The 12623-nt window shown below is 68.4% G+C and carries 10 protein-coding genes; 4 read left to right on the top strand and 6 right to left on the bottom strand.

Annotated elements, in window-relative coordinates; translation table 11 throughout:
- Nucleotides 1–44: 44 nt before the first annotated feature.
- The 4 genes from EV140_RS01635 to EV140_RS01620 all read right to left on the bottom strand — a co-directional run bounded on the left by EV140_RS01635 (nucleotide 45) and on the right by EV140_RS01620 (nucleotide 5282).
- On the bottom strand, nucleotides 45–1370 hold the full coding sequence (locus EV140_RS01635; protein ID WP_130280412.1) for an ABC transporter substrate-binding protein: 1326 nt from the start codon (nucleotides 1368–1370) through the stop codon (nucleotides 45–47).
- 77 nt (nucleotides 1371–1447) lie between these two features.
- The gene (locus EV140_RS01630; protein WP_130280410.1) at nucleotides 1448–2332 is read right to left on the bottom strand and encodes a carbohydrate ABC transporter permease; all 885 of its coding nucleotides are present in this window, start codon (nucleotides 2330–2332) and stop codon (nucleotides 1448–1450) included.
- Entirely contained in the window at nucleotides 2329–3234 is a 906-nt protein-coding gene (locus EV140_RS01625) for a carbohydrate ABC transporter permease (RefSeq protein ID WP_130280408.1), read from the bottom strand. Before EV140_RS01625 ends, EV140_RS01630 begins: the two co-directional genes overlap by 4 nt.
- A complete protein-coding gene (locus EV140_RS01620) occupies nucleotides 3231–5282 on the bottom strand; it encodes a beta-galactosidase (protein WP_198674315.1) in 2052 nt (683 codons plus the stop codon). Before EV140_RS01620 ends, EV140_RS01625 begins: the two co-directional genes overlap by 4 nt.
- Nucleotides 5283–5483: 201 nt before the next feature.
- On the opposite strand from EV140_RS01620, the gene EV140_RS01615 reads away from it, so the two are divergent.
- A complete protein-coding gene (locus EV140_RS01615; RefSeq protein ID WP_130280404.1) occupies nucleotides 5484–6506 on the top strand; it encodes a LacI family DNA-binding transcriptional regulator in 1023 nt (340 codons plus the stop codon).
- Between the two features lie 6 nt (nucleotides 6507–6512).
- On the opposite strand, the gene EV140_RS01610 is transcribed toward EV140_RS01615, so the two are convergent.
- The gene (locus EV140_RS01610) at nucleotides 6513–7304 is read right to left on the bottom strand and encodes an SGNH/GDSL hydrolase family protein (RefSeq protein WP_130280402.1); all 792 of its coding nucleotides are present in this window, start codon (nucleotides 7302–7304) and stop codon (nucleotides 6513–6515) included.
- Nucleotides 7305–7411: 107 nt separating this feature from the next.
- Between EV140_RS01610 and EV140_RS01605 the strand changes: the two genes are divergently transcribed.
- The 3 genes from EV140_RS01605 to EV140_RS01595 all read left to right on the top strand — a co-directional run bounded on the left by EV140_RS01605 (nucleotide 7412) and on the right by EV140_RS01595 (nucleotide 11904).
- The gene (locus EV140_RS01605) at nucleotides 7412–8674 is read left to right on the top strand and encodes a DNA polymerase IV (RefSeq protein ID WP_130280400.1); all 1263 of its coding nucleotides are present in this window, start codon (nucleotides 7412–7414) and stop codon (nucleotides 8672–8674) included.
- 12 nt (nucleotides 8675–8686) lie between these two features.
- Nucleotides 8687–10468 carry a DEAD/DEAH box helicase gene (locus EV140_RS01600; RefSeq protein WP_130280398.1) on the top strand — a complete coding sequence of 594 codons (1782 nt, stop codon included), beginning with the start codon at nucleotides 8687–8689 and terminating at the stop codon, nucleotides 10466–10468.
- A 320-nt stretch (nucleotides 10469–10788) separates the two neighbouring features.
- Complete coding sequence (locus EV140_RS01595) at nucleotides 10789–11904, top strand: alanine racemase (RefSeq protein ID WP_130280396.1); 1116 nt, start codon at nucleotides 10789–10791, stop codon at nucleotides 11902–11904.
- On the opposite strand, the gene EV140_RS01590 is transcribed toward EV140_RS01595, so the two are convergent.
- A complete protein-coding gene (locus EV140_RS01590) occupies nucleotides 11901–12602 on the bottom strand; it encodes a type 1 glutamine amidotransferase (protein WP_130280394.1) in 702 nt (233 codons plus the stop codon). The genes EV140_RS01595 and EV140_RS01590 overlap by 4 nt on opposite strands.
- Between the last annotated feature and the right edge of the window lie 21 nt (nucleotides 12603–12623).

Raw genomic sequence — 12623 nt, 5'->3', positions numbered from 1 at the left:
AACGCTGACACCCGCGGCACGGAGGTGATGGAGTGGGATGGTGCTTACTCCTGAACGGGGATGCTCGCGGCGCGGAGCGCTGCGATGGTCGACTGCTGACCGGCGGTCAGTGCGTCCATGAGCGTACCGGTGCCCGAGATGGCTCCGGAGAAGCCGTCAGCCACGTCGTTGTAGACCTGCGTCATCGTCGGGCCCCACACGAAGTTGGGGTCAACGTTGGTGCCGGCCTCGGCGAAGACCTGGTAGATCTCCTGACCGCCGTAGAACTCGACGCCCTGGGTGAAGACCGGAAGGTTCGCACCCTCGATGGTCGCCGGGTAGATCTGCGCGGTGCGGTTCATGGCGGTGAGCGCGTCAGCGTCGGTGTTCAGCCACAGAGCGAACTGAGCCGCCTCGTACGGGTGGTCAGAGCCCTTCAGAACCGCAGTGGTCGAGCCACCCCAGTTACCGGCAGCGCTCGCGCCAGCCTCCCACTGCGGCATCGGGGCGACGGCCCAGTTGCCGGCGGTATCGGGAGCGCCACTGAGGATGGTGTTGGCGCCCCAGACGGCCGAGACCCAGGTCCAGACCTCGGAGTTGTTGAACGCGGCGTTCCACTCGTCGGTCCACGGCGGGTTCGCCGAGACGAGGTCGTCGGCGAGCAGGCCCTGCCAGTACTCGGCAACCATGAGCGACTCGTCGCCCGTGAGGTTGACCTGCCACTCGTCGCCACTGTTCGAGAACCACTGGCCGCCGGTCTGCCAGACGAAGCCGGCGAACTGGTTGATGTCGCTCTGCGAGAAGTTGGTGATGTAGCCACCCTCCTCACGGATCGCTTCAGCCGCGGCACGGTACTCGTCCCACGTGGTGGGGACGTCGATACCGGCCTCTTCGAACAGGTCGGCGCGGTAGAACATGGCCATCGGGCCGGTGTCCTGCGGGATCGCGTAGACCGCGTTCTCTTCCCCGAAGGTGACCTGGCTCCAGGTCCAGTCGACGAACTGGCTCCGCGCGTCGAGGATTCCCTCACAGGCCGCGATGTTCTCGAGGCCGTCCTGTACGCGGAAGTTCGGCATCGCGTCGTATTCGATCTGGCCGAGGTCGGGCGCGTTGCCGGCGGCGAGCTGGTTGAAGAAGTTCTGGTACGTGCCGCCCAGGCCGTTCGGGCCGGTCTGCACGTTGACCTGAATGTCGGGGTTCTCTTCGTTCCAGATGGCCACGGCTTCTTCGACGCCGGGCAGCCAGCTGGTGAAGGTGAGGGTGACGGGTCCGTCGCTCGGAGCGCAGTCACCGGAGGCGCCATCGCCTCCGGTGCCGGTCGAGCAGGCGGTGAGCGCGAGCGTTGCCGCGGCCACGATGGCCCCGGTGCGCGCGATGCGGGAGATCGCCATGCGGGTTTCCTTTCTCTTGGTGGTGGGGGTGCGGGTCGGGCGCAGGGGGCCCGCCGCGGGTTCGCCGGCTGTCGGGCTCACTTGAGCCCGCCGTTCGCCAGCCCGGACTGCCAGAAACGCTGCAGCCCGAGGAACGTGATGATGAGGGGGATGATCGACAAGAGCGACCCGATGATGACGAGGGCGCGGATGTCGGGGATCTGGCTCACCTGGGTATTCCAGACGTACAGCCCGAGGGTCACGGGGAAGAGAGCTTCGTCGCGCAGCATGATCAGGGGCAGAAAGAAGTTGTTCCAGATCGCCACGAACTGGAACAGGAAGATCGTGACGAGTGCCGGAGCCAGCATGCGGGTAGAGACGGTGAAGAAGGTCTTGACCTCGCCCGCGCCGTCAATGCGGGCGGCCTCGATGATCTCGTCGGGCACGCTCGCGGCCGCGTAAATGCGGGACAGGTAGACGCCGAACGGGCTGACGAGGCTCGGCAGGAAGACGGCCCAGTACGTGTTGGTTGCCCCGATCTGGCTGAAGAGCAGGAACAGCGGCAGCGCGAGGGCAGTCGCCGGCACCAGCACGCCGCCCAGAATCACGTTGAACAGGGCGTTGCGGCCCCAGAACGTGTACTTGGCGATCGCGTAGCCCGTCATGGCGGCGAACAGCGTCGCGAGGGCAGCTCCGAGGCCGGCATAGAGCGCGCTGTTCAGCAACCACCGGAGGAAGACCGCGTTGCGGTAGTCGAACAGGGCCTGGATGTTCTCGAAGAGGTTGAAGTCGGCGAACCACAGCGGCGCCGTCGTCGTGAACTGTCCACGGGTCTTGGTCGACGCGACGAACAACCACCAGATCGGCGTGAGGAAGTACAGCGTGGCGATGGCCATAACGGCCATGGCGAGCACGCGCGAGGCGATCGACTCCTGTACGGAACTGCGGCCCTTCGTGCGGGCGGGAGCGGTCTGGGCGCTCATGCTTGGGTCCTCCGCTGGGTGAGCTTCAGCACGGTGAACGAGAGGATGAACGTGGTCAGGGCGAGCACGACCGACATGGCCGCCGCGAGAGACACGTTCGGCACGGATGCCGTCGAGTAGATGAGCAGATTTGGGGTGAAGTCGCTCGTGACCGTGGAGGTGAAGCTGCGGAACACCTGCGGTTCGGCGAGCAACTGCAGTGTGCCGATGATCGAGAAGATGCCGGTCAAGACGAGGGCGGGAACGACCAGGGGGATCTTGATCGACCAGGCGATGCGTGCCTGGCCGGCGCCATCGAGCCGGGCAGCTTCGTAGATCTCCTGCGGAATCGCCAGCAACGCCGAGTAAATGATCAGCATGTTGTAGCCGACGTACACCCAGGTGACGACGTTCGCGATCGACCACAGGACGAGTTCGCCCGAGAGGAACGGAATTGCTCGGGTGACGTCGGTGAACGGCGACAGGTTGGGGGAGTACAGGAAGCCCCACATGATGGCCGCGATGACGCCGGGAACGGCGTACGGCGCGAAGAATGCGAGCCGGAAGAACTTCGTGCCGCGCACGAGCGGTGAATCCAGCAACAGGGCGAGCAAGAGGGCGAGCCCGAGCATGATCGGCACCTGCACGATGCCGAACAGCATGACGCGGCCGATGGACTGCCAGAAGGCGTCGTTCTGGAACACCGCGATGTATTGGGTGAGCCCGCCGAACACCTGACGGGCCGCGCCGAAGGTGCCGTCGCGCTCGACGACGAGCGTCGACTGATAGATTGCGTACAGGATCGGCACGATGTAGAACAGCGTGAACAAGACCCCGAACGGGGCGAGGAAGACGAGCAGCGCGCCGCGGTGGCGCACCGCGCGTGATTTCGGCTTTCCTCTCGTGGGAGTGTCGGTACTCATCGGTTCTCCTTCGCCTCCTCGTCGGTGAGGGGGGTACGCACGACGATTGCCTGACCGGCGCTGACCCGGTGCCCCACTGCGATTCTGTCTGCGCTGAGCAGGTCGATGCCGGCGACGGGACTCGCGATCGTCTCGCCGCCGTGGTTGATGACGAACGTGTAGCGGTGGTGAGGGCCCCGACGCACCACCAGGTCTGCGTCGGGGCCGACCTCGGCGACAGGGACCGAGGCAGACTCGCACACCTCGGACAGGAGGCGGGCGAGAGATTCCTCAGCGAGCACCGTGCCGACGTACCACGCGGTGGCGGAGCCGTGAGCGTGACGCGTGATGGCCGGGGTGCCGGCGACGTCTCCGGATGCGAAGGTGTCGTGAGCGTGAGCTCCGGCAAGACGGATGCTGTCGGTCCAGATGCTGCCTTCGGCTCCGCTCTCGAGACGCACGGCGCTGTCAGCTGCCAGGGGGCGCATCTCGTCGATGGTGATGCCGAGCAACTCACGAAACGCCCCCGGGTAGCCCCCCAGCCGGATGGCATCGGTTTCGTCGGCGATGCCGCTGAACGGGGTGACGAGGATGCTCGTTCCCGCGTCGACCGCGGAGCGGATGGCGTGCACATCCGCATCGCTCGGAGCGTAGAAGGTGGGTATGACGGCGAGTGCGTAGTCGCTGAGGTCGTCCCCGGGCCGCACCATGTCGACCGTGACGCCGAGGGCCCGCAACACGCGGGCGTAGCGGTGTGCCTCGTCGAGGTAGCGAAGCAGCGAGGTGGGGTGAGAGTCCCCTTCCGCCGCCCACCACTGCTGCCAGCCGAACACCATCGCCACGCGCGCCTCGACACGGCTACCGACGACCTCGTCCAGGCGGTCGAGCATGCCGGAGAGCGCGACCGACGAGCGCCAGCCGTCGGAGTCGGTGCCGCCGTGGGGCAGCAGTGCCGAGTGGAACTTTTCGGCGCCGCGTTGTGACTGTCGCCACTGGAAGAAGCAGATGCTGTCGGCTCCGCGGGCGACGTGGGTGAGGGCTGTGAGCTGTAGCTCGGTGGCCGATTTCGTGTGGTTGACCGGTTGCCAGCTGACGGCGCTCGTGGACGATTCCATGAGCATCCACGGGTCACCGCCGGCCAGCCCTCGCGTGAGGTCCGCGCTAAAGGCGAGCTCGGCGATCGGGTCGGAGAGCCGGTGATCGAGATAGTGATCGTTGGCGATGAGGTCGAGGTCGTCCGTCCAGCCCCAGTAGTCCTGCGTCTGGATGTGCGCGGTCACCATCAGGTTCGTCGTGACGGGAGCCGATGAGTGCTGTTCGATGACCGAGCGCTCGGCCCGGTAGTAGTCGAGGAGGGCGTCGGAGCTGAAGCGGCGGAAATCGAGGGCGTGCGCGGGGTTGCCGGCAGAGCGCGTGCGTCGCGGCGGCAGGATGTCGCCCCACTGGCTGTAGCGCTGGCTCCAGAAAGCGGTGCCCCACGCGTGGTTGAGTGCGTCGATGGTGCCGTAACGGGCCTCAAGCCAGCGACGGAAGGCGTGGGCCGACGTGTCGCAGTAGCAGTGCGCGTTGTGGCAGCCCAGCTCGTTGGACACGTGCCACAGGGCAAGGGCGGGGTGTTCGCCGTATCGTTCGGCGACACGGTCGACCAGCGCGAGCGCGTGCTCGCGAAACACCGGCGAGCTCGGGCACCACGCCTGACGGCCGCCGGGCCACGCGGTCACGCCGTCGGCATCGACGGGGAGAATCGACGGCTCGATGCGCGAGAGCCACGGTGGGGCCGACGACGTCCCCGTTCCGAGGTTCAGACGGATGCCTGCCTCGTGGAGCAGACCGATGACCTCGTCGAGCGCCGTGAAGTCGTACTCGCCGGGCTGCTTCTCGAGCTGGGCCCAGCCGAAGATGTTGATGGCGACAAGGTCGACGCCGAGTTCGCGCATCAGTGCCACGTCATCGCGCCAGACGCTCGCATCCCACTGTTCGGGGTTGTAGTCGCACCCGAGCAGCACGTGACCCGCGGGGAAGCCGCGCACCAGTTCGGGTGCGGTGCGGGTGACGGGGGTGATGCTCACAGCGATCCTCTCGGAACGATCAACGACGGTGTTGCTCCGATCTCGGGCCTCGTTCTCGTCCATTCTGTGAACGTGCACAGAACAGTGTCAAGAAAAAGACCCCGAAGGATCTGTGAGCGCTCACAGAATAGAAAGGCCGCGCGCCCGTGTCAACACCCCCTGCGCCCATCGGCGTGTCGCGGCCGTGGATACACTGGCCCCGTGGCCGAGCCGAGAACACGCCCTAAGCGCGCGACGATCTTCGATGTCGCGGCAGAAGCAGGGGTTTCCCGCGGCACCGTGTCGCGCGTGCTGAACGGGGAGCCGTACGTCTCACAGAGCGCGCGTGAGGCCATCGAGGCCGCCATCGAGAAGGTCGGGTATGTGCGCAACACGGCGGCACGCAACCTCGCCACGCAGAGCTCCGGTGCGGTCGCGCTCATCGTGCACGAGCCACACTCCGTGTTCGTCGAAGACCCGAACATTGGCGCGATTTTGCTCGGTACGAACGCGGCCCTCAGCGAGGCCGACTACCAACTCGTCTCCCTCATCATCGACACAGACCGCGACACTGAGCGAGTCGTCTCGTACCTCGGCGGAGGCTTCGTCGACGGCGCCATCGTCGTCTCGGCACGCGAAGACGATCCGATCGCGGACGCCCTGCAGCGACTGCGCATTCCCACCGTGTTGGTCGGCCGCCCCGACACCGCACCCGAGTTGCCCTCGGTGAGCATCGACAACCGCACGTCCGCGCGCCAAATCACGGAACGGCTCGTTGCGACCGGGCGCCGCCGCATCGGGATGATCGCGGCGGCTCTCGACCGTGACTCCGGTCGCGACCGCCTCGCCGGGTTCCGCGACGCGCTCGGTGACCGCTTCGACGCGACCCTCGTCGTCGACGTGCCGCTGTACTCCTTCCACGCGGGCCAGGAGGGGATGCGCGCACTCCTGGACCGCGCCCCCGACATCAACGGCGTTTTTGCGGCGTCTGACGCGATCGCGGCGGGCGCCGTCGACGTGCTGCGCGCCGACGGGCGGCGCATCCCTGACGACGTGGGGGTAGTGGGGTTTGACGACAGCGCCTGGGCGCTGCGGTGTCAACCAGCCCTGTCGACGGTCCGTCAGCCGGCCGACCGCCTCGGCGCTCGAGCGGCAGAACTCGTGCTCGACGAGATCCGTACCGGCGAGCGCCGCAGCGGCGTCGTGTTGTTGCCGACCGAGGTCGTTTGGCGCGACTCGGCCTGACCCGATTCAGCCCTCGCGTTTGTGCCCACGCGGGTGTGCGAGGGTGCGGCGCTTGGCCTGAATGAGATCGCCCGACGACTGGTGGCGAATGCGCCGCACCACCCACGGCACGAGGTACTCCCGTGCCCATCCGATGTCGTCCACCCTGGCCTTCCGCCAGCTCTGCTTCGGCAGCGGCTCGGGGTGCCGAGGTTCGAGGCCGTGATCAATGCCGAGAGCCTCGAGCATCGCGATGGCGATGGTGTGGTGCCCGAGGGGAGAGAAATGCAGGCGGTCACGGTCCCACATCTGCGGGTCACGCAACTGACGAAGTGCCCACATGTCGACGACGATCGCATCGTGCTTCGCGGCCACGGCTCGCAGATTCTCGTTGTAGATGGCGACCTTGCCGCGAATCCGACGCATCACCGGTGTCATGCCGATGTCGGGGCCGTTGAACATCACGACCGTCGCGCCATCACGCCGCAAGCGCACGACGGCGTCCTCGAAGCGGCTGGCCACCTCGTCGGGGTCGGTTCCGGGTCGGAGGATGTCGTTGCCCCCGCCCGAGATGCTGATGAGGTCGGGGCGCAGTTCGAGAGCTGGCTCGATCTGCTCATCGGCGATCTGCTGGAGCAGACGGCCGCGGATCGCCAGGTTTGCGTAGGCGAAGTCGGTGGTCTGATCGGCCAGGACCTCGGCGACGCGGTCGGCCCACCCGCGGTGGCCGCCGGGGCTGCGCGGTTCACGGTCGCCGATGCCCTCGGTGAACGAGTCGCCGATCGCGACGTAGCGCGACCAGGGGTGTTGCTGAGACATGCTCCCCAGGGTGGCAGAGCGACGCGCGTCTTGCGAGCGGGAAGCGGATGCGGCGCGTCGCGGCGGCGGCGGTCGGCACTGTCAGCGGCTGCTGAGAGGATCACGGGGTGAGCAAGCAGGACGGATCGGGGCGGCAGGTCACCGACACGCCGACCGATGACGCGACCGCGCGCATCCTGCACGTCGATATGGACGCATTTTTTGCGTCCGTTGAGTTGCTATCCCGACCGGAGTTGCGCGGTCAGCCGGTCATCGTCGGCCATCGCGGACAGCGCTCCGTCGTGACCGCGGCGACCTACGAGGCGCGGGCGTACGGGGTGAACTCGGCCATGCCGATGGCCGTGGCTCTGCGCCGCTGCCCCCACGCGGTGGTGCTTGAACCGCACTACGACCGGTATCAGGGGGCGTCGAGGCAGGTGATGGCGATCCTCGGCGACGTGACGCCGCTCGTCGAACCCTTGAGCATTGACGAGGCGTTTCTCGACGTCGGCGGGGCGCGAGCGTTATTCGGCCCGCCCTGGCACATCGGACGCATGCTGCGCGAGCGCATCCACAGGGAGACCGGCCTCGTCGCCTCCGTCGGCGCGGCGTCGACGAAGTTCGTGGCAAAACTCGCGTCGTCTCGCGCCAAACCCGACGGGCTGCTCGTCGTGCCGCACGACGACACACTGGCGTTTCTGCACCCTCTGCCGATTAGTGCCTTGTGGGGCGTGGGCCGGGCGACGGAGGAGAAGCTTGCGCGGCTCGGCCTGCGCACCGTGGGCGATGTTGCTGAGACGCCGGTCGACGCGCTGCGTCGCGCCGTGGGGGAGGCGGGCGCGGCGAAGCTGCACGCCCTCGCGTGGGCGCGTGACCCCCGCAGCGTCACGCCCGAACGCGCCGAGAAGTCGATCGGTCACGAGTCGACGTACGAACGCGACCTTAGCGACCTCTCGCACATCGATCGCGAGCTGCTGCGGCTGTCTGACGCGGTGGCCAAGCGGCTGCGATCCGGCGGATGGGTGGCGCGCACCGTGGCGGTCAAGGTGCGCTTTGGCGATTTCACGACCCTGACCCGGTCTCAGACTCTCCCGGAGCCGACCGATGTTGCGCAAAGAATCGCCGCCGAAGCGCGTGCGCTCTTTCGCGCCGCGGGTGCGGATGGGCGGGGAATTCGGTTGCTGGGGGTGCGAGCAGAGAACCTGTTGCCGACCGGCGCGGTCGAGCGTGGCCTGTGGGACGACGACGAGGGCTGGCGAGAGACCGAAGAAACGATGGATGCGCTCACCGCCCGCTTCGGCTCGGCGGCGATCCAGCGGGCAAGCCTTTTGCGAGCGGAGGGCCGGCGTCGCTCGGCCCGGTCGAGTCGGGATGTCGGCTCGCTCGACTAGGGTTCTGTCACCGTGACAGCCTCCTTCCGCGCCGCCCCACACGTCGGCACCTTCGCGGCAGAGCACCTCTCACCGTCCTACCCTGAACGCGCCGCGCGTGGCACCGCCGGCAGGCTGCGAGCGTGGCAAGCGGAGGCCCTCGACCGCTACTTCGAGACAGAACCGCGCGACTTTCTGGCGGCGGCAACACCTGGCGCCGGGAAGACAACCTTCGCGCTGCGGCTGGCCACCGAACTGCTGGCACGCCGCACCGTCGACCGCGTCATGGTCGTCGCACCGACCGAGCACTTGAAGAAGCAGTGGGCCGACGCGGCGCACCGGGTCGGCATTCGCCTCGACCCCGCGTTCAGCAACTCGTCGGGGGCGATCGCTCGCGCCTTTCACGGCGTCGCCGTCACCTACGCGCAGGTCGCCGCTAAGCCCTACCTGCACCAGATCCTCACCGACCAGGTGCGCACCCTCGTGATTCTCGACGAGGTGCACCACGGCGGTGATGCGCTCAGTTGGGGCGAGGCGATCCGCGACGCGTACTCGGGCGCCACCCGCCGGCTGTCGCTCACCGGCACGCCCTTCCGAAGCGACACCGCGCCTATCCCGTTCGTCCGGTACGAGCCGAACGACGAGGGCATCCGCATGTCGGCGACCGACTACAGCTACGGCTACGGTCGGGCGCTGCGCGACGGGGTCGTTCGCCCCGTCCTGTTTATGAGCTACGCGGGCCGCATGCGCTGGCGCACCACCACGGGTGACGAGATGGAGGCGGTGCTCGGCCAAGACGACACCGCCGACGTCACCTCACAGGCCTGGCGCACCGCGCTCGACCCCGAGGGGCAGTGGATGCGCGGGGTGCTTGAGGCAGCGGATCGGCGCCTCACCGAGGTGCGCCACCACGTGCCCGACGCCGGCGGCCTCGTCATCGCCACCGACCAGACGACGGCGCGCGCCTATGCGGCTCTTCTGCACCAGATCACGGGGGCGCCGCCCACGGTCGTCCTCAGCGACGAGGCGGGCGCATCCGACCGCATCGAGACCTTTAGCCGAGGCGACTCGCGGTGGCTCGTCGCGGTCAGGATGGTGTCGGAGGGCGTGGACGTTCCGCGACTGTGCGTGGGCGTGTACGCGACCAGTGCATCCACGCCGCTGTTCTTCGCGCAGGCGATCGGGCGCTTCGTGCGCGCCCGGCGGCGCGGCGAGACGGCGAGCATCTTCATTCCGAGCGTGAAGCCCATCCTGCGGCTGGCGAACGAGCTCGAGCGTGAGCGCGACCACGCGCTCGATCGCGAAGGAGCTGGCGACGGTGAGCTGCTCGACGACTCGCTCGTCGACGACGCCAACCGGGAAGAGAAGGCGAGCGAGGACCTGCTCGCCGAGTACACCTTCGCGGCGCTCGATTCGACCGTCACGTTCGACAAAGTCGTGTACGAGGGCGCCGAGTTCGGGCAGCAGGCGGAGGTCGGCAGCCTCGAGGAGCTCGACTTCCTCGGGTTGCCGGGAATCCTCGAACCGGACGAGGTGCACGAACTCTTGCGCCACCGCCAGGCCAGGCAGGCGCGACGGGTCGCGGAACGGCCGCCGACGGCGCCCGCGCCCGAGCCGCTGTACCGGTCGCTGAAAGAGCAGCGCAGCCTGCTGAACAGCCTCGTGGGCCTGCGCGCGAAGCTCACCGGGCAGCCCCACGGGCACATCCACGCCGAACTGCGGCGCGTGTGCGGGGGGCCAGCCGTGGGGCAGGCGACGGTTGCACAGCTGCAGGCGCGCATCGACCTCCTGCGCCGACAGATGCAGAGCCACTAGTTCGGTCGGTCGCCGCGTGTCTGGCGGCGCCGGCCCTGCGCGGCGTGGAGCGCGGCAGCGTGCAGATCGACTCGCGAACGGTCTCGCGTGGTTGCTGCCCGGTGGAGGCTCCGACCACCAGCGCCCGCTGACGGGTATTCTTGCACGCGAGTGTGCAGTCGTGGCTGGATGGGCGCGAGTCAACGCGCCACAACTGCACACTCACGCGCGCCTATCCGAGGCGGCTCGCTTGTGACTGCCCGGGGCGGCTCACCTGTAACCGTGCGGGACGGCTCACCGGTGTTACAACCGCGGGCGGGCGGGTCGGGCAGGATGGAGGCGTGCGCGATACCCCGTACACCCGCGTCGACGTCGCCGTGCTCGAGCAGAACCTCGGGGCGATGGCCGAACGCGCGCGGGCGCGAGGCGTCGCACTGCGGCCGCACGCCAAAACCCACAAGTCGCCCGACATCGCGGCCCGCCAGCTCGCCCACGGCGCGGTCGGCCTCACGGTCGCGACCGTGGCGGAGGCGGAAGTTTTCGCCGCCCACGGTTTCGACGATCTGTTCATCGCCTACCCACTGTGGTTGGAGGGCCCGCGCGCGGCGCGGCTCGCCGCCCTGCTCGTCCGGGGCGTGCGGCTCAGAATCGGCATCGATTCTCTTGAGGGGCTCGGGATGCTCGCGGCGGCCACCCGAGACACCGACCGGTCACGCGTGACGGTCGCCGTCGAGGTCGACAGCGGCCACCACCGCAGCGGTGTCGAGCCCGAACGCGCGGGCGCGCTGGCGCGCGCCGCGACCGACCTCGGGCTCGAGGTCGCGGGCGTGTTCACGTTCCCCGGCCACTCGTATTCTCCGGACGGCATGCTCGCCGCAGCGGCGGACGAGCAGCGTGCCCTTCGGTGCGCTCGCGACGCCGTGTTCGCGGAGGGGCTCGCCTGCCCCGTGGTCAGTGGCGGCTCCACACCCACCACCGCAGATGCCTCCGCGGCAGGTGGCGCACACGACGGAGGTGCCGACGACGTGCTCACCGAGCTCCGCCCCGGCGTCTATGCGCTGGGCGACGCCCAGCAGTGGGAACTCGGAGCGGTGCGGCCCGAATCCATCGCACTGAGCGTCGTGGCGACCGTGGTCAGCCGGCGGGTCGACGACGACGGCGGTCTGCGCCTCATCGTCGATGCGGGCAGCAAGGCGCTCTCGAGCGACCGGGCGCCGTGGGCGAGCGGATTCGGCAGGTGCGTTGAGCATCCCGATGCGCGCATCGTGGCGCTGTCGGAGCATCACGCGACCATCGCGTTTCCGCCCGGCGACACGGCACCGGCGTGGGGCAAGCGGGTTCGGATCGTGCCGAATCACGTCTGCACGGCGGTCAACCTCGTCGACGACCTCATCGCCGTCGACGACGACGGTACCGAGGAGGTCTGGCCGGTCGCCGCGCGCGGCGCGAACACCTAGCTCCCGGCGCGCTCCTCAGCGAGCTCAGTGGCACGCTCGAAAAAGCGCTCGAACACGCCGCGGCCGATGACCACCACCTCGTCGGTGCGCGCGGGGTCGAGGTCGGCGTCGTCAGGAAAGTCGTCGCGCAGCGACTGCACCTCGGCCGAGCCCATCTCGAGGTGAAACTGCAGGCCGTACTGGCACGATCCGAGCCGGAAGGCCTGCTGCTCGTAACGATCACTGCGCGCGAGGTGCACGGCACCCTCGGGCAGCGTGTACGTGTCTTCGTGCCAGTGCATCGCTTCAAAGTGTCGGCCGACCGGGCCGAGCACGGGGTCGGCGAGGCCGTCGTCGGTGAGCTCCACGGGCCCGAGCCCATCTTCGCTGCCGTTGTCGCCATCGAGCAGCTCCCCGCCACCCGCGATCGCAAGCAACTGCGCGCCGAGGCAGACACCGAGCACCGGCAGGTCGCGTTCGACGGCGGCCGCCATCAGGGCGCGTTCACCGATGAGAGCGGGATGCTTGTCGTCATCGAGAGCGCCCATCGCGCCGCCCAGCACGATGAGCCCCTCGTAGGCGTCGAGTGCGTCGGGGCTCGGCACCGGCTCGCCTTGGTCGGTGCGGATGATGCGCAGCTCGGTTCCGCGCTCGTGCGCGATATCGCCGATCGCGGCGGGGCCCTCGAACCACATCTGTTGCAGCACCAGCCAGGTCATGGGGTCACTGTAGAGCGTCGT

The organism is Microcella alkaliphila (assembly GCF_004216855.1).
Lineage (GTDB): Bacteria > Actinomycetota > Actinomycetes > Actinomycetales > Microbacteriaceae > Microcella > Microcella alkaliphila.
This window is presented reverse-complemented; position numbering and strand designations above follow the sequence as displayed.